The sequence below is a fragment of the Pseudoalteromonas ardens genome, assembly GCF_030125445.1.
Taxonomy (GTDB): domain Bacteria; phylum Pseudomonadota; class Gammaproteobacteria; order Enterobacterales; family Alteromonadaceae; genus Pseudoalteromonas; species Pseudoalteromonas ardens.
Window position 1 is genome coordinate 27000 of sequence record NZ_JASJUV010000013.1, and the last position, 19756, is coordinate 46755.

At 52.2% G+C, this 19756-nt stretch carries 15 protein-coding genes; 9 read left to right on the plus strand and 6 right to left on the minus strand.

Annotation, left to right across the window (positions count from 1 at the left end; genetic code table 11):
- Positions 1-154 precede the first annotated feature (154 nt).
- The 4 genes from QNM19_RS23845 to QNM19_RS23860 all read left to right on the plus strand — a co-directional run bounded on the left by QNM19_RS23845 (position 155) and on the right by QNM19_RS23860 (position 4154).
- Positions 155-1078 carry an acyltransferase gene (locus tag QNM19_RS23845; RefSeq protein WP_049863515.1) on the plus strand — a complete coding sequence of 308 codons (924 nt, stop codon included), beginning with the start codon at positions 155-157 and terminating at the stop codon, positions 1076-1078.
- Between the two features lie 25 nt (positions 1079-1103).
- Entirely contained in the window at positions 1104-2024 is a 921-nt protein-coding gene (locus QNM19_RS23850) for an acetyltransferase (RefSeq protein WP_049863516.1), read from the plus strand.
- Positions 2021-3226, plus strand: a complete 1206-nt coding sequence (locus QNM19_RS23855; protein ID WP_049863517.1) for a mechanosensitive ion channel family protein — start codon at positions 2021-2023, stop codon at positions 3224-3226. Before QNM19_RS23850 ends, QNM19_RS23855 begins: the two co-directional genes overlap by 4 nt.
- 109 nt (positions 3227-3335) lie before the next feature.
- The gene (locus QNM19_RS23860) at positions 3336-4154 is read left to right on the plus strand and encodes a substrate-binding periplasmic protein (protein ID WP_082225349.1); all 819 of its coding nucleotides are present in this window, start codon (positions 3336-3338) and stop codon (positions 4152-4154) included.
- Here QNM19_RS23860 and QNM19_RS23865 read toward each other — a convergent pair.
- The gene (locus QNM19_RS23865; RefSeq protein ID WP_049863518.1) at positions 4151-6736 is read right to left on the minus strand and encodes a serine hydrolase; all 2586 of its coding nucleotides are present in this window, start codon (positions 6734-6736) and stop codon (positions 4151-4153) included. The genes QNM19_RS23860 and QNM19_RS23865 overlap by 4 nt on opposite strands.
- 196 nt (positions 6737-6932) lie before the next feature.
- Here QNM19_RS23865 and QNM19_RS23870 point away from each other — a divergent pair, with 196 nt between their 5' ends.
- Positions 6933-7436, plus strand: coding sequence for a DUF6653 family protein (locus QNM19_RS23870; protein WP_049863519.1), 504 nt, complete (start codon positions 6933-6935; stop codon positions 7434-7436).
- Here the strand turns inward: QNM19_RS23870 and QNM19_RS23875 are convergent.
- A complete protein-coding gene (locus QNM19_RS23875) occupies positions 7421-7768 on the minus strand; it encodes a rhodanese-like domain-containing protein (protein WP_049863520.1) in 348 nt (115 codons plus the stop codon). The two genes, QNM19_RS23870 and QNM19_RS23875, sit on opposite strands and share 16 nt — an antisense overlap.
- Before the next feature lie 3 nt (positions 7769-7771).
- Entirely contained in the window at positions 7772-7960 is a 189-nt protein-coding gene (locus QNM19_RS23880; protein ID WP_010386970.1) for a YgaP family membrane protein, read from the minus strand.
- 114 nt (positions 7961-8074) lie between these two features.
- Between QNM19_RS23880 and QNM19_RS23885 the strand changes: the two genes are divergently transcribed.
- The 3 genes from QNM19_RS23885 to QNM19_RS23895 are packed head-to-tail and all read left to right on the plus strand — an operon-like array spanning position 8075 to position 12799.
- Positions 8075-8383, plus strand: coding sequence for an ArsR/SmtB family transcription factor (locus QNM19_RS23885; protein ID WP_049863521.1), 309 nt, complete (start codon positions 8075-8077; stop codon positions 8381-8383).
- Positions 8380-11706, plus strand: coding sequence for an efflux RND transporter permease subunit (locus QNM19_RS23890; protein ID WP_284027291.1), 3327 nt, complete (start codon positions 8380-8382; stop codon positions 11704-11706). Before QNM19_RS23885 ends, QNM19_RS23890 begins: the two co-directional genes overlap by 4 nt.
- The gene (locus tag QNM19_RS23895; RefSeq protein WP_049863522.1) at positions 11699-12799 is read left to right on the plus strand and encodes an efflux RND transporter periplasmic adaptor subunit; all 1101 of its coding nucleotides are present in this window, start codon (positions 11699-11701) and stop codon (positions 12797-12799) included. Before QNM19_RS23890 ends, QNM19_RS23895 begins: the two co-directional genes overlap by 8 nt.
- Here the strand turns inward: QNM19_RS23895 and QNM19_RS23900 are convergent.
- Positions 12762-13439 (minus strand): nitroreductase family protein, encoded by a 678-nt coding sequence (locus QNM19_RS23900; RefSeq protein ID WP_010386962.1) that lies wholly within the window; start codon positions 13437-13439, stop codon positions 12762-12764. The genes QNM19_RS23895 and QNM19_RS23900 overlap by 38 nt on opposite strands.
- A gap of 252 nt (positions 13440-13691) precedes the next feature.
- On the opposite strand from QNM19_RS23900, the gene QNM19_RS23905 reads away from it, so the two are divergent.
- Complete coding sequence (locus tag QNM19_RS23905; protein ID WP_049863523.1) at positions 13692-14357, plus strand: fumarylacetoacetate hydrolase family protein; 666 nt, start codon at positions 13692-13694, stop codon at positions 14355-14357.
- Here QNM19_RS23905 and QNM19_RS23910 read toward each other — a convergent pair.
- Both QNM19_RS23910 and QNM19_RS23915 read right to left on the minus strand, forming a co-directional pair.
- Entirely contained in the window at positions 14347-15630 is a 1284-nt protein-coding gene (locus tag QNM19_RS23910; protein ID WP_049863525.1) for an MFS transporter, read from the minus strand. The genes QNM19_RS23905 and QNM19_RS23910 overlap by 11 nt on opposite strands.
- Positions 15627-19748, minus strand: coding sequence for a non-ribosomal peptide synthetase (locus tag QNM19_RS23915; protein ID WP_284027292.1), 4122 nt, complete (start codon positions 19746-19748; stop codon positions 15627-15629). Before QNM19_RS23915 ends, QNM19_RS23910 begins: the two co-directional genes overlap by 4 nt.
- Positions 19749-19756 lie beyond the last annotated feature (8 nt).

Below are 19756 nucleotides of genomic sequence, written 5' to 3' on the forward strand. Positions count from 1 at the left end.
GCGTCACGCGATCCGTAAGTCACCACGGGCTGTCTAACGATGCTTGGCAGCCAAGGCCCCGGTATGATGTAATAGGGCTAGTTCGTTATTCTAATCATATGGTCTGAGTGCACTGGCATACAGACCATCTTCAGTCGTAGTAAAGGAACATTGCATGTCGCTAATCCGCCAGGTGCTGGGATTATTGTTATACGTTATTAATACACTGGTCTGGTTTATCCCCATTTTTCTGATGGGTGTGATCAAACTATTACCTATTGCACCACTACAAAAAGTGGCCAGTCGCATTGCCAAAGGGTGCGCCAGTTTATGGGTTGCCGGTAACAATCTTAACCAGTCTGTTATTTCACCGTTTCGTCTTAATGTGTCAATGCCAGAGACGATGAAAGCCAAAGATTGGTATCTGGTGATCGCCAATCACCAGAGCTGGGTCGATATTTTGATCTTGCAACGGGTATTACATCGTAAAATCCCCTTTCTGAACTTTTTTCTGAAAAAAGAATTACTCTACGTACCTGTGCTTGGGTTGGCCTGGTGGGCGCTGGATTTCCCGTTTATGAAGCGCACCAGTAAAAGTCAGTTGAAGAAAAACCCTAAGCTGCGCGGTAAAGACGTGGAAACGACCCGCAAGGCGTGTGAGAAATTTAAAACCATGCCCGTCAGTATTGTGAATTTTGTGGAAGGGACGCGTTTTACTGAACAAAAACACGCACAGCAGCGCAGTCCGTTTCAACATTTGCTAAAACCCAAAGCCGGGGGGATCGCGTTTGTGATGCAGGCAATGGGAGAGCAGATCAACCAGGTGGTGAATGTCACCCTTCATTATCCGCAGGGAGTCCCCAGTTTTATGGACTTTGTTGCGGGTCGTGTAGGCGAGGTCAATGTACAGGTTGAACTGATGCCGGTGAGTGCAGACCTGATTGGCGATTACAGCAATGACAATGAGTTCAGAGTGCGCTTCCAAAGCGAGTTGAATCGGTTATGGGGACAAAAAGACCAACAGTTGGTCGATTTCGTTGCGCGCCATGGCAGTGCTGAGGTAGCTGCCGAGCATCATGAAAAGTCGCAACAGTCCTGATAGAACAGTTGGTTAAGGAGGTGGCATGTTGAGAAAGTTTTTACCAGCCTGGCTAGCGGGGGCAACCGCGACGGCGATACTACTGGCGAATACGCTCTTTTGGGGTATTGTCGTGTTTGCGCTGGGGCTGGTGAAATGCGTGTTGCCACTACGAGGTGTATCAGACCTCCTACACTGGGCCTATAGAGGCTGGTGCCGGGGCAATCGTGTCGGGCTCCAGTTGGGCTGTCCTGACATCACACTCAGTTTACCTGAGCACGTGAGTAATCAGGCCTGGTATTTACTGGTTGCCAACCATATCAGCTGGTTAGATATCGTGGTGCTGAGTGCGCTCGACAGACTGCCTGCTCCGAAGTTTTTTCTTAAAGATGAACTCAAATACGTGCCCCTGATCGGCACCGGTGCCTGGGCACTGGGTATGCCTTTTATGAAACGAGCAAGCAAGGCGAAAATCGCCAAAAATCCCAAGCTCAAAGGCATGGATGTTGAGCGAACTCAGCACAGTTGTCGTCACTTTAGACAGCACCCTACAACCGTGATCAACTTCGTGGAAGGCACGCGCTTTACCGCGCAGAAACATCAACGTCAGGGTGGGGCGTTTCACTACTTGCTTAAGCCCAAGGCCGGTGGCGTTGCGTTTGCCTTAGAGGTATTGGCCCAGCAACTGGACGGCCTGCTTGATGCCACCGTCATTTATCAAAGTCCGGATCAGCACATTTGCCGGAGCTTTATGTGTGGTAAGTTGCAACGCATTGACGTGCGGATCCAGCTGTTGTCTATGGGATCCGTCCCTCAGGGTAACTATCAGACGGACAAACAATACCGGATTGCTTTTCAGGCTTACCTTAATCAGCTGTGGCTGGACAAAGACGCACAGCTGATGGCGTACTGGGAACAGCAGCAAGCTCGGGGAGCTGTGTGTGGCGAAGAGGTAAAACAGCTATGAAAGTGACACATCTCAGTGAAGCACTCACACCCTGGCTTGGCGCATCGTCGCACAGTGGATTGCTGATATGGGGTACCAACATATTGGCTCTGGTGATATTGCTGCTGGTGTTTTGGTTGATCCGTCAATGGCTCCTACCTCGGGTTCAGCAGTTTCTGAGTGCCTACTCCAACTCTAAAATCGGCTTTTTGGCACCCCAGCTGAGCAAATTCAGTGGTCGCTTTTCAATGGTAGTGTGTACGCTGTTGTTTATCGCCTTCAAAGAAGCCTTGTTTTTGGCACCACAAGGCCTATTCAATGTAATGAGTGTGGTGTCTCAGGGGCTTCTGATCATCAGTATTGGCTTTTTGCTAAGTAGCCTGGTCAACATTGTGAACGCGATTTATGACCAGCAACCATTTGCCAAAAGTGTGCCGATCCAGAGCTTAGTGCAGGTAAGCAAGTTACTGATTTTTATTGTTTGTGCCATTTTGGTGATCAGCCTGGCGATAGATAAATCGCCCACGTATATTCTGTCCGGGTTTGGTGCCATCGCGGCGGTCACGCTGTTGGTGTTTAAGGACACCATTCTGGGGCTGGTGGCCAGTATTCAAATTGCAGCCAACCGCTTGCTGGCGACAGGTGACTGGATCCAGGTGGATGCATTTGGTGCAGACGGTGAGGTCATTGAAGTTGGCCTGAACACAGTGCGCGTGCGCAACTGGGATAACACGGTCACAACCATTCCAACCTATAAAATTATCTCGGATTCGTTTAAAAACTGGCGCGCCATGCAAGAGTCGAATGGGCGGCGGATCAAGCGAGCAATATACCTTGATTTTGATTCTATTCGTTTACTGAGCCAGGATGAATTGACCGCGCTCAGTCAGGCGTTACCTGAGGTGGCTGCGCTTTTACAAGACACCACCGTGCAGCGTTGGAGCAATGTCTCTGTGTTTCGCCGTTATGCCGAAACCTACCTCAAAGCACATCCCCAGGTAAATTCGGAATGTCTTTGTATGGTACGAGAGCTGGCACCGACACAGTATGGTTTGCCGGTAGAGTTGTATTGTTTCAGCCGGGATAAACGTTGGGTGCAGTATGAACATTTACAGGCTGATGTACTGGACCACATCTTGACGGTGATGCCATATTTTGGGCTGCGACCCTACCAGGTTATTTCAAGTCATCAAAACGAAATAAATCACAAAAAACCAGAGTAAGCTGCAAATCCTTGTGTTATCTTAACGATTCAGACTTTATCTTTTTATGACATATTTGTGACATGGAGACGAGTTAGGTTGCTGAGTTGCCCAAGAGGTAGGTAGTGCAATGAAGTATTTTGTAGCAATCATGCTGGTGATGAGCTTGTGTTCAATCAAACAGGCCTTGGCAGACCATGAACAAATTCTGGTAGCGATCGACCACGCTCCCCCTTACAGTGCCCTCGATGACAAGGGGAACGCACGTGGGTTAATTCTCGATATTCTTAATTACATTAAACACCACAGTGATGAAGACATCGCTGTCAAAGCCGTGCCTTGTCCTTTTTCTCGGTGTATTCGTATGCTGGCACAGGGGGAAGTCGACGTGATGGGCGGGCTGATCAGAACACCTGACCGTGAGCGTAAAATGGCATTTGTGACTCCCCCCTATATGGCTTTGTCTTCTTCCTTTGTTTTTTACGGCCATCAGCATAGTCAGATTGAAGTACGTCGCTATGAAGATCTCATCGGTAAGCGGATCGCGGTGATGCGCGGTGCTGCATTTTTCCCGCGTTTTGATCAGGACAGTCGGCTCGATAAGGTTGAAGTGCCCTCGGAACGTATTGCTGTAGATCTGGTGCTAAAAGGGCGGGTCGATCTCGTGATTGCCGTCGAGGATACGGCCGATCTGGCCATGAATGTGCTTGCTCAGCCCGCGCATCAGCTGAGAAAAATGGACTATCGCCATACTCAGGTGATCTATGGGCACATGGCGATGAGTCGTGCATTTGCACAAAGCCATGTGGGGCGTGAGTTCACTGAACATATGCAGCGGATGGCAAAGAACAAAGTCCTGGACAAGCTGGTAGCGCCTTATCAATTACCAGCTATCCCGCCTCAGCTGTTATCAGAAGAGACGGGGAGTACACCAAAAAATACCTTTTAAGGCGCGGTATGCGGCTCCTTCATGATGCCGTAACTGAATGCCAGTACCAGCTGTGCTATGTCGTCATAGGCCTGGGCACTGGTATCATTTCCTGAATCCGCATTGGTCAGCAGCACAAAGCCACGTTGATGGCGCATATCTCCATATACCTGGGTAAGCACGCCCGGATCCTCCCCGCTGTGGTAGATTTTGTCACCATCCAGCCCCCAGAAGAAACCTCGCTCTACCGAGATGCTTGGGACATCGGTTTGTGGCGCCAGCATGGCCGCTACGGCACGTGCCGGGATACGCTGTTCTCCATTGAGTTTGCCCTGTTGCATGGAGGCAATCAGAAAATTGCCCAGATCGTGTGCGGTAGAAATGGCACCGCCTTCACTGTAGGTGATGTTGCCATAATCAGGTAAAGGCATCAGCTGCTGTGTGTCCGGGTGATGAATGTAACGTGGCACCACAGGTTTGGTTGGCTGGGCAATGCCCCATTCACTGCGCTGCATCGCCAGTGGGGTGAAGACATAGTCCTGGGTTAACTCAGGTAGGGTTTGTCCGCTTGCCTGCTCAGTGACATAGGCTGCCAGTGCGGCACCGATATTGGTGTATACGGCGGCCTCATTATTGCGCAGAGCAAAGCGGCTAATAAAATTGTCAGTGTGATAGTGGCTGCCGGGTTGTGTCAGGTAAGCGGTGAAGAAACGGTCGAGGTTGGTGTCTGCTGGTTCCTCACATGCGCTCTCCTGGCTGAAGCGGTTGTATAAACTGCTGCCATCGGTATGTACAAAGTAATTACAGCGATAGATGGCATCGCGGTCCATGATGCCGCTGGTGTGGGTGATCAGCTGCCGTAACGTAATGGGCTGAGCCAACGGTGTGCCAAAATCGATAGAGAAATTCAGGTAACGCTCCACAGGCGCATCGAGATCAACCTGTTGTCGCTCAACGGCCTGGGCCAGAGTCGCCCCCAGCAGTGTTTTACTCACCGAACCCAGATAAAAGCGGCTATGTGCGTTAACCGCCGTGCCTTGCTCATCCGCATGGCCAAACCCCTGTTGATAGACCGACTGGCCGTCGTGAATAATATTAACGGCCACGGCGGGAATATTACCCTGTTGCTGAAGCGCTCTGAGCTGGCGTTCAAATTCTCCAATGGTTAGTTGAGGATTGGGGTCTTTACCCAGTAAAGTCAATGCGTGATCATAGCTTTCAAACCGGCCACTTTCGAGTGCATGCATGGAAAATGCAGGTACTGTGATATCAGGCTGGATCCCACGTTGCTCATACAAAGTACCCTGTGCATCCCGGTAGACTTCATTCGAGAGGGATATCTGCCAGCCATTGGGCAAGGTGAAAAAGCGCTTATCCGACAAGGCGCCAGATGTTGCTTCTCCGAGTAAGGTCACGTGTGGCAGATGCATCATGGCCATAGCTAGAATTTCGCCAGCGCTGATGGTCAGCTGGCTGGTGAGTAAATAAATGGGTTTGGTATACGCATTGGGGTGAGTTTGCAAAGACTGGCTGAGCAACACCCCCTGGCCCGCCTGGTTCAGAGCCTGTTTATTAAATGCCAGGCGTTTACTGGTATTGAAGCGGGAGGCAATCGCCAGGGCAATGGCATCGTCGCCGCCAGTGTTGTTGCGAATGTCCAGGATCAGTCCCTCGGTGTCGGCCAGCGCTGCCATAATGCCATCAATCAGCACACTGGCTGCATCGAGATGCTCAGTTTCACTAGCCTCTGCGTCGCTGCTGAAGCGCGCGAGGTTATTGATCACCAGTACTCCGATGTTGTCTTTGGTCTTACCCCATAGCAAGGTTTTTTCTTCTTGCTCAGCCGGAAAGCTGCCCATACTGCCAGGTACCAGGTATCGCTGAGTGACTTGCAGTGAGTCCAGAACCAGCTCTGAAAAGACCTGTTCATCGGTCAATTGCATGTTATAACGCAGGTAGTAGCTGGCTGTGCCTCGCGCTGCACGCAAAATAGGCGCATCTTTCATCGCAAAATAGGGGTGGCCAGGTGTTCTGGCAACCGACACATGACCATCGGCAAGGGGGGCAATCATTTCTGTTAACGTCTCAAACAAAGCATCGTCAGGCATCGCATCATGGATCTGTGGACGATAGAGGTTGTACTGTGTTTGCCAGTCCATATCGCGCAAGGCAAAAAAGGCGTAATAATCGTTAAATGCGTGCCAGAAGTATTCAAACACTTCTGTAGGGTTGGCTTGTGTATCAACGGATAAGGGCGACTGACAGACACCGGGGAGTGACGTCTGCGGGTCATAGATATGCGGATAGACTTCGCCCGCATAAGTCAGTTGCAGCTGCTCTGTGTTCCTGAGCTGAGCCTGGGTTATCTCACTATCTGAGCTCAGTGGCAGGGCACGCTGTGCCACTTTGATACAAGCATGAGTATTAAATTCATAACGTTGCATGCGATCTGCGCTGATATCGAGTACTTCACCATAGGCGGTTTTCTGCCAGACCCCTGGGTGCTTTTGTAATGCCCCGCGATGATCCTTGCTATCGCCGCAGCCACTGAGCACAGCGCTGATAATCAATCCTGAGGTGAGCAGAGAAAAGCCTTTGAACATGATTGTGTCCTTAACTGAATAACCCAAATACGGTGTTGCTGTGTTGCCAGTGTAGGGGCTGAGGTGTCTTGGCGCTGTAAGCGAGTTGCGCCAAAGGGTCAGAAAATGTACCCGGTCATTGACATTTTTAAACAGAGGGTAACGCTGACTCTGGCTACACTGGTGGAGAACTAAACTGAGCGTATGAGGTGAAGTGATGCAACGAACTGCTGCGAAGTATTTCGCTATGAGCGAAGAAGTCTGGGCACGCCATGCCAACCCCTGGAGTGTCTGGAGTCGTTATTCTTGTTTGCCTTTGTTGATTGCGTGCCTGTGGTGGCGTGACTGGCTGGGGGTGGCTTTTTGGCCGCTGTTGGTGGTGTTGTTACTTTGGGTGTGGCTGAATCCCAGGTGTTTCAGCAAACCCAGAGATACCCATAATTGGGCATCACAAGCCGTATTGGGTGAGCAGATCCTAATCTATCAGCTGGAGCGGGTGCCACTGGTGCATTATCAGGTGATTAAAATCATCATGGCACTGCTAACGCTGAGTACCCTGGTATGTGGTGTTGGCCTGTGGTTTCAGGAAGCCATCAGCACCAGCGTCGGCGCATTGGGCGTGATCCTGAGCAAAACCTGGTTTCTTGACCGTATGGTCTGGCTGTATCAGAGTGTTGCCCGCTCAGATGCCGAGCTGGCGGCACGTCAGGCAAAGACCTGACACACCTGATCGACTTTACAGGTGATCACGCTGACATTCTGGTAGCCAATGCGGGTGAGTTGCTCTGCGGCAAATACCGCCCGGCCGCCCGCGGCACAGTGCAAGTACAAAGGTCTGCTTGGGTCTTTTTCCACAGAGGGTAACTGAAACTCCAGCACGCCACGGGGAATATTCAGTGCCCCCGGGGCAGCTTTTTCCTGATGTTCCTGAGGCTCGCGCACGTCAATCAATAAGCCCTGATTGGTGGTTATTTCTGCTTTGGCCTGCTGCGCGCTGATACAACGTTGATTAGGCCTGACGGTTTTTAAAATGTCCTGTGGGGATGTCAGCATCGCTTAATTCTCCATTCCAAGTTTTTTGAGCAAGGTCATCATCGGGCACCAGCCGGTAAAGGCGGATTGGATCAGGTTCAATGCGATAAACACACTCAACCACACCCAGCGTGGATCCATAAACCAGGTCAGTAACAATGACAGTATCAGCATACTGCCGGCGATCAATCTGATAGCGGCTTCCAGTCTCATAAGTGTACCTCCTGAACTCAAGTATATGGCAAGATTTAATATTAGCAAGATCTAATATTAGTAATTTCTAATATTGTGTTCTATACTCGCCACATCATTGAAGTGGGGAAAAGTATGGATTTACACGCAATGGCCGATAGCGCCGCACAGGCTGAAGCATTACTTAAGATGCTGGCGAATCGGAATCGGTTAATGATCTTGTGCAGTTTGCAAAGTACGGAGCTCAGTGTTGGTGAGTTGAATGAGCGGGTTCCACTGGCTCAGTCTGCACTGTCTCAGCACCTGGCTGCCATGCGAAAAACCGGGATCGTTGCTTCACGACGCGCTGGTGCCACTGTGTATTACCGCATTGCGGATGACAAGGTGCTGGTGATCCTGCAGCAGCTTTATCTGCTTTTTTGTGCCGACAAGGATACACCATGAGTGGCACAGTGGGTTTTACTGAGCGAGCGATAAGCCAGAGTCTGACTGGGCGCTTGCCTGCGCTGTTTTTCTTCTTTGCTATGGTGCTGGGTGTATTGGCTTTACAGTTCATGCCACGGGAAGAAGAGCCTCAGATAGTGGTGCCGATGTTAGATATTCATGTCACGGTGCCCAACACCGCCGCACCCGAAGTGGTGCGTCTTGTTACCACGCCTTTAGAGAAGCTGCTGCTGCAAATTCCCGGTGTAGAGCATGTTTACTCGATCACCAACAGTGGCTCCGCCGTGGTCACGCTGCGATTTCATGTTGGAGAGAGTCGTGAGCAGGCCATCCTGAATACCTACACGAAACTGTATGCCAATGAGCACCAGATGGCCGCTGTGGTCAGTGACTGGCAGATCCGGCCGATCGAAGTCGACGATGTGCCGATTGTTATGCTGGGCTTGTATAGTACTGCACCTCAACAATACAACGATTATGAGTTAACCCGATTTGCTCAGGAGATCTCAACGCAGCTGCAGCGGTTACCCGACACCAGCGAGGTCAAGGTGGTGGCAGGACGACAGCGCCAGCTGAATGTCTGGTTGGATGCGACGGCATTAGCGGCACACCAGAGCACGCCACTGGACGTGTTAACCGCGATTCAAAACAGCAATCAGTTGCAACAGGTTGGCAAGCGTATCGCGGGCAGCAAACAGATTGTACTGGAGTCTGGGGACGTGTTGCGCACTGCCGCGGCGTTACGCGCGTTAGTGATCACTGTGGTCAACGGACGCGCCGTAAAACTCAAAGATGTCGCGCGCATTGAAGATGGGCCGGGTGAGCCCGAGCAGTATCAGTGGCTGGCGATCAGTGATGGTAGCCAGGATCTGCCGTTGGTGACCCTTAGTGTGGCTAAGCAAAAAGGCAGCAATGCGGTGTCCGTTGCTGAGCAGGTTCACACGTTGATGGACCAGCTGCAAACTCAGCTATTGCCACCGGAGGTCGAGGTCAGAGTATTGCGCGACTACGGCCAGACAGCCGATGAAAAGGTCAATGATTTGATGGCCAGCTTGCTCTTTGCGGTGCTGACCGTAGTGATCTTTGTCGGTGTTTTTCTTGGCTGGCGACCGGCGATTGTGGTCGGGCTGGCGATCCCGGTGTGTTACGGGGTGACACTGGCGCTGGACTGGGCGTTTGGTTACACCATCAACCGGGTGACGTTATTTGCCCTGATCCTCTCGCTGGGTCTGCTGGTGGACGATCCCATCACGGGCATTGATAACATCAGCCGAATGCTGGTGCCCGGTAAACCGCGTCAGCAGCAGATTGTGAGCGCCATGATGGAGATCCGCACCGCATTATTGATGTCGACATTGACCATCATGATGGCGTTTCTGCCACTCGCTTACATCACTGGGATGATGGGTCCTTATATGGCCCCTATGGCCTTTAATGTGCCCGTGAGTGTGATGGTGTCAACCGCGGTGGCTTTGTTCATTACGCCCTGGCTGGCGAGTCGCTTACTAAGCGCCAATCCATCATCAATAGTCAGAGTGGATAATGGCTGGTATGCGGCATTACTCACGCCTTTGCTGCGCTCGCCACGCAGGGCCAAAGGGGTGTTGTGGTTGATGTTAGTGCTATTTGTGCTGAGTACCAGCTTACCTGTGTTTCGGGCCGTTCCACTCAAGCTATTACCTTATGACAATAAAAATGAAGTCCAGGTGCTGATTGATTTACCAGAAGGCAGCACATTGGAAGCCACCGCGAGTACTACGCGCGCAGTGCAGCAACGCGTTTGGCAAATGAACGAGGTGAGTGCGATTGCCGCCTATGTGGGCCAGCCCTCAAGTATGGATTTCAACGGTATGGTACGGGGATATTATCGTCGTCACAGTGACAACCTGGCCGAGCTAAGGGTGATTTTACTAGACAAGCGTGAGCGCGCACACCAGTCTCATGCTGTGGTGCTACGGCTGCGCAAAGCGCTGGCAGAGTTTAATCGTGATGGCACGGTGATCAAAGTGGTGGAAGTGCCGCCGGGTCCACCCGTTATGAGCACGCTGACCGCCGAGGTTTATGCTGAGCCCTTTATTGCCACGGATACACATCGTGATGCAGCACTGAGGCTGGCGGCACGTTTGCGCCAGGAGCCCCATGTGGTGGAAGTGGATACCTCTTTGTCTGCCCCGGTTACATTGCAGCGGTTTGTGACTGATAAACAAAAAGCGGCACTCTCCGGTGTGAGCAGCATAGAAATAAACCACACTCTGGCGCTGGCCAGTGGCGGCATGCAGGCCGGACTCTTGTACCAACCTCGTGAGGCTCAGCCGGTGCCGATCACCTTACAGCTGGCTTATGCGGACCGTCAGCATTGGTCGGACTTACTTGCAACTCAGATCCGTGGCAGCAGCGACGTGACGCAGGCGCAAGATAATTTTGGTCTGAGCCGGGCAGCCCGGCCTATGGTGGCCTTGTCTGAAGTCGGGGATATGCAGACTTTGATGGCTGAGCCTGCGATTTACCGTAAAGATTTAGCCCCGGTCATTTATGTGTTTGCGGAATTAAATGGCCGCACCCCGGCTGAGGTCATAGCTGATGTGGTGGCCGATGAGCAACCAGCGGGTGTTCCCGTGCAGCATGAAGCGCAGGTAACGCCCTGGCAGCAACGCACTTTTCTCAGCAGTGGTAGCGGGTTATCGTGGCAGCTGCCGGAAGGCACACAATATCGCTTCAGCGGTGAAGGAGAGTGGCGTATCACCATCAGGGTGTTTCGGGATATGGGCATTGCCTTTGCTTTTGCACTGGCGGCTATATTCCTGATTTTACGCTGGCAGACGGCATCCAGTGCGGTGGCACTGATCATCATGTCTGCCATTCCTTTGACCATGATAGGGATTATGCCAGGCTTTTGGGTGCTTAATCAGTTGGGTGAGCGCACGATAGCTGGGGCACCCGACCCTGTATTGTTTACCGCCACAGCGATGATTGGCATGATTGCACTGGCCGGTATCGTGGTGAGAAACTCTCTGATCCTGGTAGAGTTTATTACCCAGGCGCGACAGGCTGGTATGCCTCTGGAGGCGGCCTTGATCCGCGCCGGTAGTGTGCGTATGCGGCCCGTATTACTGACCGCGGGAACCACTTTGCTGGGCAATCTGGTGATCATTCTGGACCCCGTATTCAGTGGTCTGGCGCTGGCAATCATGTTTGGCATTGTTGCCTCAACCCTGTTTTCTTTACTGGTTGTGCCGGTTGTCTATTATCTGGTGTTCAAAACGCCCGACAATGACAATACATCAGCCCCGATTTCTGATGATTTGGAGACTACGCATGTCTGATATTCGATGGGTACGTCCGCTGCTGGCGATCGCGTTATTGCTGTTGACCATTGCCTGGATGGCTGGATTATTTAATGACACTGTGACACCTGGTGATAAGCCCCAGGTTAGCAGGCCACAACCCCAGCTACATGAGGTAGCACAGCAACTGGTTTATGACGTAGAGCAGATCCCCGGGAGTGTGATTGCCAAACACAATACGGTAGTGGCCAGCCGCGTGCTGGCACAGCTCAAAAGTTTGACGGTGCGCTCTGGTGATACGATCCAGGCTGGTCAGTTGATTGCCACACTGGATGATGCCGATCTACGGGCGCAATTACGGGCTGTGAAAGCCGAGCAGCAGGCCAATCTGGCACAGCTAAGCCAGGCGAAAAAACAACTTGAGCGTGCCCTGACTTTGCAGCAAAAAGGCCTGGTTGCGCATAACCAGGTCGACGAATGGCAGACTCAGGTGAATGAGCTTTCGGCCAGAGAAGCGGCGCTGGTACAACAGCAGGCCGGGGCAGAGGTGGCCTTAGGCTATACCCAGGTCAGGGCACCTATCTCAGGGACTTTGGTTGCACGCTTGCAAGAGCCCGGTGCCATGCTCAACCCAGGCACGCCGCTGGTCTCTATATATAACCCGGCACAGTTGCAGGTTGAGGTCTCTGTACGAGAGCATTTGTTGCCGGAGTTGGCGGTGGGCGAGCGTCATCAGATCAGTATCCCGGCCGCAGAAGCCACGCAATATGCCACCATCAGTGAGCTGGTGCCAGTCGCAGATCGCGATGCGCGCAGTTTCACCGTAAAGCTGGATATGCAGTGGATGCAAGGGGTGATACCGGGCATGTATGCGGTATTGAAACTGCCTGGTAACGGACGTCAGGCGATATTGATCCCAACATCATTGGTACAACATTTCGGTCAGCTCAGCAAAGTCGCAGTGCTACATGACGGGCAGGTACAGAGTCGCTTTATTCGTCTCGGTAGGGAGTATGGTGAGCAAGTCGAGGTTATCAGTGGCTTGCGTGCCGGTGAGCGCCTGGTAGCAGGATCACCGACAGCGTTAACAACGACTACAGAAAAGTCGCAATCTCCTCAAGCGGCTTTTTAACCAGGGCGTGCTCCGGAACGGTTGCGTCTTCTGCTGGATAACCGGCGATCAGCAACATATAAGGTCGCTCGTTTTCTTTATCTCGCTGGCAGATCTCGGTCAGGAAGCTCATAGGTTTCGGCGTATGGGTCAGGGTCGCCAGTCCGGCATGGTGTAGCGCCTGGATCAAAAAGCCAGTCGCAATGCCAACGGATTCATGGACATAGTAGTTGGTATTTTTATCTTCGGTGTGGATGCCGCCTTTTTTCTGGCTAAAAATAGCGATTAACCAGGGAGCATGCTCCAGATAAGGCTTATCCGCATCGGTGCCTAATGGTTTTAAGGCATCAAGCCATTCTTCGCCTGCACGACCTTCATAGAATGCTTGCTCTTGCTGCTCGGCCGCTGCACGGATCTGTTGCTTAACGTCCTGACTGTGGATGGCCACAAAATGCCAGGGCTGATGGTTAGCGCCACTGGGCGCTGAGCCAGCCGTTTTGATACAGGCTTCGATGATCTCTTTGGGCACCGGACGGTCGCTAAAGCTGCGGATGGTATGGCGGCGCTTTGCTTCATCCAGAAATGCAGTGGCGCGGCTGAGCATTTCTTCCTGTGGATACTCAATAAAATCGTTGAGAGGCACGTTCGCATGTTGTTTCATGATTTACCTTTGTCTTTTTTGTTTATATTTTGTTATATCCTGACTGTCTATCCCTTGCAACCTGCAGGCAATTCAGGGGGCTGAGCTATGTAAAGCTAACTGTGAGCCGACGGCAATTTTACTTTACCTTTAATGGCTAGAGTAAAAAGGCGACTGTTATTCTTATTGGTTATATTGAACATCAATCGTATGGACTCTGTCGCTGTGTCTGGATCCGTTATAATAGTGACCCATTTCTGAACGGAGGTCATTATGTATCAGCATTTATGGGAATCAGGTGACGCAGTCGCCCTGGAGGTGGGTAAAGCGGTATGTGTGGGTCGCAATTACGTGGCACATGCCAAAGAGCTAAACAACCCAATACCCGATAGCCCCCTGCTATTTATCAAACCAGCTTCGGCATTTTGCCATTTTCAGTCGCCATTGGTACTCAATACCACGCTGGGTGAGCACCACTATGAAGCTGAACTCGTACTGCTGGTAGGGGAGACCATAGATAATCACACCCGTGAACCGTTGCAACACATCTGTGGAATTGCGACCGGACTGGACCTGACACTCAGGGAGTTACAGAGCAAATTAAAACAACAGGGGCACCCATGGGAGTGTGCCAAGGCGTTTGATAACAGTTGCAGTCTGACCCCATTCAGAGCCGTGAATGGCCTGGATGAAAACAATGTGCTGCACTATCGATTTTGGCAAAATGACGCGCTTAAGCAGCACGGAGACAGCAGTCTGATGATTTTTTCACTGTCGAGCTTGCTGACTGAGATCAGTCGATATTTTACCCTGAACCCGGGTGATATCGTGATGACGGGCACGCCACAGGGGGTGGGGGCATTAAACGAAGGCGACACCCTGGCGTTACAGCTCCAGGATGCCCCTCGGTATAGCGCGACGATTTCTGTCAGGCGTTAAGGTCCGCGGAAGCGGGGTCAGCCTCTGGCTCTGTAACCTCAGGTGGGTCTTGCTGGTTGAGCGATGGGCTGAACAGCAACACGATGCCCAGCAGCGACAAGGCGCCAAGCAGTAACCAGCTTACCGGCAGCGAGACCAGATTTAGTAAAGCACCCGTGAGTGCGGCGCCCAGCATGCCACCCATGCGGGTCGTTAGTGAACCCAGAGATTCAATGGTCGCTCGCACACTGTCGTCGCATAGTTGATGCTGCAGCTGCAATTGTGCCGGCTGGGTCAGGCCAAAGCACAGGAAGAACAGTAGTAGCGCGGCCACAAACCAGCTCAGATCAGGTGCCAGTGCCATGGCAACCAAAGCAACCAGCTTAAGCAGGTGGGCAACTGCCATTGCCTGCCCCAGCTTTTGATTGAGCAGTGTGCATAGCTTAGCACTGAGTACCGCGGCGACGCCGTTCAAAGCGAAGGTTGCAGCCATGACGGCTGGAAATAACCAGGCCACGGCATCCATATCGACTTGCTCCAGCTGGTGAACAAAGATAGGCCAGAATTTTTCGATACTGGCGCTGACCGGGATCACGATTACCAGCGCAATCAGCAGCTTAGCCAGTGCCGGTTGACGCACTGTGCTGAGGGTGGTGCCAACATGTTGGCTTAGTGCCTGTTTAAAGCGCTGCTGAGCGGGGGATTTGACCTCTTTGACCCAGTGAAAGGTCAGCGGCAGGAGTAAGATAAAGCCAATACTCGATACCACAAAGATCAGCTGATACATCTGCAAGGTCGACAGCGCAAGATGGTCGCCAAATGCCAGAAACAGCGCAGAGAGCACTGCGGAGGAAGCGCCAATCCCATACGCCAGGCCATAGGTCGCAGCGAATCCCTGATTCAGGGTTTGTTCGCCTTCTGCTTCATGAAAGCGCTCCACAAACCAGGCGTTGAGTGTCCCGCTCAGGGTGGCCTGATTGAGCCCCCAGCAGCTGACGGCAATCAGCAAGGTCACAAAGTCAGTGGCGATCAGCAATAACAGATTGGTCAGTAAAGCAAATACCAATGAACAGCAAAATAGTCGGCGACGGCCGAAATGGTCGGCCAATGCTCCACTGGGTACTTCACTGATGATGATCACGGCAGTCATGACGACCATGGCAATGGCTATCTGGCTGACCACAAAGCCCTGCGCGAGCAGGTAAGGGGTCAGGATCGGCAGCAGCAACATGGCAGCAAACATGGTCAGGCCGAGATGAATGCCGTAACGCTTACACAATTGTTGTTTGGTCATGCGCGTCGCTCCTGAACACGCTGAGATTGAGCTGAAGACAGCACCTGATTGAAGCGGGCAGCAATGCAATCCAGATCTCGTTCATCGGTCATGATTTCGTCATGGGCGCTGAGTAAGTCAATGTACTCAGCCTGGGGCAGCAAGGTCGCAAAGCCATTGTCGGGTAATGCAAAGGTAGCTTTGTATACCGTCGCGACATCAAACACCGGTTCGAACAGGCCTAACGCTTCTGTTGGCATTGCTTCATCATTAACCCGATCGGCGGTAAAAAAGCTTACCGGGTAGGCATAAGAGTCGGTAGTACGGAAGTGACGTACAAAGTCCACAAAAGCACGACCGATCGGCCAGGTTTCCAGGCTTGGGTCACTGTTCTGTACGCGTTGTTCTGCGTCGGCCAGTTGGGTCGCGTTCAGTTGCGGCAGGATGGGGTCAATCAGGAAGCTGTGCGCTACTTCATGGCCCATAGATTCCAGATGTCTGGCAACTTCAAGGCTTAGGGCCGCGCCTTCGCAGAAACCACCCAGGTAGTAGGGTCCCTCGCTCTGATGCGCAACAATGCGCTCGGCATAATAACGCACCAGGCTCAGTTGGTTGAGGTGGCGACCGGTGAATATTTTCACGTTCTCCAGTGCATGTACCTCAAACTGTGTGCTTAATTTTTCCACCAGGGGATTAAAACTATCTGCACTGGCCGCTGCGGGGAACAGATGCACAATGGCCGCATCCACTATTTCTGCAGGGCGGATTAGTCCGGGTTCGAAATGTGGCAAGGTTAACACGGCCTGAAGCGCTTCATCATCACTCATGCCGTTGAACAGATCTCGATTTTGCTGCTCCAGCAGTGCCGCCTGAGTGCGAATGGTGTTGTGCTCTATCAAGAGTTTAGGCGTGAGCTGCCAGCCCTCTTTGCTTGCTGCACTGCAAAAGTGCAACAGCCGAATTGAGTCAGCGCCATAATGCATCACAGGTTGCGTGACACACATGCTGTCTATGCCCAGCAGGGATTGCCACAGTGCCAAGAGCTTTCTCTCTGTTGCGCTCTCAGGTTCTATCACCGTATCCGACACTTGTTGCGGCTCAGGTAATCGGCGCTTGTCGAGTTTCCCGCTGGTAGTCAGTGGCAGTTGCTCGATGGCGCTTAAAGTATGTGGCTGCATATAATCGGGCAGCCGCTGATTGAGTGTATCGCGCAGCGTATCAAGCTGAGTAGTGATGTCACCAGTCTCTGCCAGCACCACATAGCCATCAAGTTGGCTGTGGCCTTGGTGCTTGCGTACCACTAAGGCGCAATTGCTAACTTCGGGGAGGGCATTAAGCTGTTGTTCGATTTCTCCCAGTTCAACGCGGTGACCGCGGATCTTGACCTGCTCATCATTGCGGCCAAGATAAGCCAGCGTGCCATCTGGTTGCCAGTAAACCAGATCTCCGCTTCGGTAATAAGACTGAGGTTGACCAAACACTTTGAGCGTGACGAATTTTTCTGCGCTGAGTGCATCGCGATTTAAATATCCCAGCGCGAGGCCTGCGCCGCCAATGTACAATTCGCCAGGGCAGCCCGGCGGCAGCAGCTGACCATGTTGACCAATGACGGCAACGGCCCGGCCCTGAATAGGTTTGCCTATGGGAATGCGGGTATCCTGACCGGTGATCTCATGGCTGGTGGTGCAACTGGAGCATTCCGTCGGGCCATAGAGGTTATAAAAGTGTTTGGGCGCATACTCTGAATTAACCAGCTGATTGACCAGCTCTGGGGTCAGCGCTTCTCCGCCCGATAACAGATGTTCCAAAGTGGTAAACAATGTCGGGTCTTGCTGGTATAAGGTGTCGAATAATGCCCGGGTCAGGAACAAGGTTGAGATTTGCTCTTCACACAACATCTTTTTGAACTCAGTGATCTGACTGAGTAAGTCGCTGTAACCGCAATAGAGGGTTGCACCATTGAGTAAACACATCCAGGTCTCAATGGTCGTGGCATCAAAAGCAGGATTGGCCAGCTGCATCATGCGTGATTGAGGCGTGATGTCGATGTACTGACAATCAGCCGTGAAAGACGTGCAGCCATAATGCGTCAGTAAAGCGCCTTTTGGTTTGCCAGTGGTCCCTGAGGTATAGATGATATTGGCCGGGCTGTGTGGGGTCGTTTCACACTGTACGGGCTCGGTACTCAAAGATGTATTACCCTGGATGTCGTCGACATTAAGCAGCGGCAGTTGCGCAGAGTCAGCCAGGATCCCGGCTTCTTCGATTAAACTGTTTTGCGTCAGTAGCAGCTCCGCCTGACTGTCTTCAAGCTGATAGGCCCGTCGTGGCAGAGGATCTTTGTAGGGCAAAGTGGTATATGCCGCGCCAGCTTTAAGGGTCGCCAGCATGGCGATGACTAACGGAGCGTTTCCGGGTAAATGCAGTGCAACAACCTGAACGCCCGGGGCAAATGCCTGGATCTGGGCTGCCAGACGATTGGTTTCCTGATCTAGCTGCTGATAGGTCCAGTGTCGTTCGGCGCTGCGCAGGGCGGTGTGTTGCGGGTATTTGGCAGCGATGTGCGCAAATCGTTCAGTGATAGTCAGAGGGGTCGGGAAGGCATCTGACAGACCACTGAGCTGGTGTTGTACGTCTAAATCTGACTGGCTGAGTAGCGGTAAGCTAAAGAGCGCATCGCGTTCTGCCTCCATACTCTGTGCATAGGCCGTTAAGACCTGGGTATAGAGTGTAGCGATACGCTGGGCGTGCTCTTCACTGTACAGTGCGCTGGCATAGTTGAGGTTGACCTGAGCCTGCTCAGGGGCCAGTTCCAGATGCATCGTCAGGTCAAACTTAGCGGTTACATGTGCATCTGTGTCGGTCATATATTGCTGCCACAGCGCATGTTCAGTGGCATGCTGAAACTGACTGGAGGTAAACATGGTCTGAAACACCGGGTGGCGACTGGTGTCCATGGTCACATCCAGTGCTGATTTGATTTCCTCAAAAGGTAAATCCTGATGCGCCTTTGCTTCATTCACCTGACGTTGTACCAACGCCAGCCAGTCGGCCAGCGTGTGGCTCAGCTCAGTCTGAAGGCGGATTGGCAAAGAGTTTACAAAGTAACCCAGGATCTGCTGACAAGCCTGATTAGGACGGTTGTCGCTGGGTAACCCGATAGTCAGATCCTGCTGGCCGCTGTATAAGCTCAGAGTGTGGAACCAGGCTGCCAGCCCCAGCGTATTGGTGCTGATCTTGTGACGTTTTGCCAGAGCCTGAAGCTGTTCGCTGCTGCCGTCAGGTAAGGTCAGCGTGGCATTTGCACCGCTGTGGTCAAACACTTTGGGTCTGGTGTGGGCGCAGGGCAAATGTAAGGCAGAATGGGCATCAAGTTGGCTTAGCCAGTAGTCTTTCAGTGTCGCAATACGCTGTGCACTGAGACGTTGTGCCTGCCAGAGAGCGTAATCATTAAACTGTAATGCAGGGGCAAGCGCCGTACCCTGATAACTGGTCTGCAACTCAGTTAAGAACACACCCAAAGACCAGCCGTCAAAGGCAATATGGTGCCATAGCAGATAAAGATAATTGTGTGACTCTGTGCTCAACCAGGTGGCACGAAACGGGCGTTCCTCACTCAATGCAAAGGGTCGGGTAAATAGCTGCTGACAGGTTTCATCCAGCGTGGCCTCATCGCAGTCTAGCTGTGTCAGTTCAAAAGGAGTAGCAACCTGCTGTTGCTGTATCTGACCCTGTGCATTGGAGACAAAGCAGACACTGAGTGCACTGTGTCGTTGACACAGACGCTGCAACGCTCGCTCCATTGCGTCTTTATCGCAGTCTTTGGCGAGCTTCAATAAGCAGGGAATATGATAGGTATGAGTCTGCTCGCTGATTTGCTGAGAAAACATCATTTGTGTCTGTCCCAGCGTCAGCGGCGCAGCGTTGCTTTCGGCTGCAAAGATCTGTGTTTGCTCAAAGCACAGTCTGCTGTTGATGTTATGGCGTTGCAAGTAGTCCAGCAACTGGGTTTTATGAGCGCGGATTGTCGCTACTATGTCCGACTGGCTTACATCACTCTGGCTGGCAAGCTTTAGCTTGCCTTGGTCTTGCCAGACGCTGATCTGTTGGCTTTTCAGGGTGTACATTAACTGGTGCATGGAGAACC

What these genes read in the sequence shown, in the direction of transcription:
- QNM19_RS23845 (WP_049863515.1), top strand. Translation starts at nt 155, where the DNA reads ATGTCGCTAATCCGCCAGGTGCTGGGATTATTGTTATACGTTATTAAT.
- QNM19_RS23850 (WP_049863516.1), top strand. Translation starts at nt 1,104, where the DNA reads ATGTTGAGAAAGTTTTTACCAGCCTGGCTAGCGGGGGCAACCGCGACG.
- QNM19_RS23855 (WP_049863517.1), top strand. Translation starts at nt 2,021, where the DNA reads ATGAAAGTGACACATCTCAGTGAAGCACTCACACCCTGGCTTGGCGCA.
- QNM19_RS23860 (WP_082225349.1), top strand. Translation starts at nt 3,336, where the DNA reads ATGAAGTATTTTGTAGCAATCATGCTGGTGATGAGCTTGTGTTCAATC.
- QNM19_RS23865 (WP_049863518.1), bottom strand. Translation starts at nt 6,736, where the DNA reads ATGTTCAAAGGCTTTTCTCTGCTCACCTCAGGATTGATTATCAGCGCT.
- QNM19_RS23870 (WP_049863519.1), top strand. Translation starts at nt 6,933, where the DNA reads ATGCAACGAACTGCTGCGAAGTATTTCGCTATGAGCGAAGAAGTCTGG.
- QNM19_RS23875 (WP_049863520.1), bottom strand. Translation starts at nt 7,768, where the DNA reads ATGCTGACATCCCCACAGGACATTTTAAAAACCGTCAGGCCTAATCAA.
- QNM19_RS23880 (WP_010386970.1), bottom strand. Translation starts at nt 7,960, where the DNA reads ATGAGACTGGAAGCCGCTATCAGATTGATCGCCGGCAGTATGCTGATA.
- QNM19_RS23885 (WP_049863521.1), top strand. Translation starts at nt 8,075, where the DNA reads ATGGATTTACACGCAATGGCCGATAGCGCCGCACAGGCTGAAGCATTA.
- QNM19_RS23890 (WP_284027291.1), top strand. Translation starts at nt 8,380, where the DNA reads ATGAGTGGCACAGTGGGTTTTACTGAGCGAGCGATAAGCCAGAGTCTG.
- QNM19_RS23895 (WP_049863522.1), top strand. Translation starts at nt 11,699, where the DNA reads ATGTCTGATATTCGATGGGTACGTCCGCTGCTGGCGATCGCGTTATTG.
- QNM19_RS23900 (WP_010386962.1), bottom strand. Translation starts at nt 13,439, where the DNA reads ATGAAACAACATGCGAACGTGCCTCTCAACGATTTTATTGAGTATCCA.
- QNM19_RS23905 (WP_049863523.1), top strand. Translation starts at nt 13,692, where the DNA reads ATGTATCAGCATTTATGGGAATCAGGTGACGCAGTCGCCCTGGAGGTG.
- QNM19_RS23910 (WP_049863525.1), bottom strand. Translation starts at nt 15,630, where the DNA reads ATGACCAAACAACAATTGTGTAAGCGTTACGGCATTCATCTCGGCCTG.
- QNM19_RS23915 (WP_284027292.1), bottom strand. Translation starts at nt 19,748, where the DNA reads ATGCACCAGTTAATGTACACCCTGAAAAGCCAACAGATCAGCGTCTGG.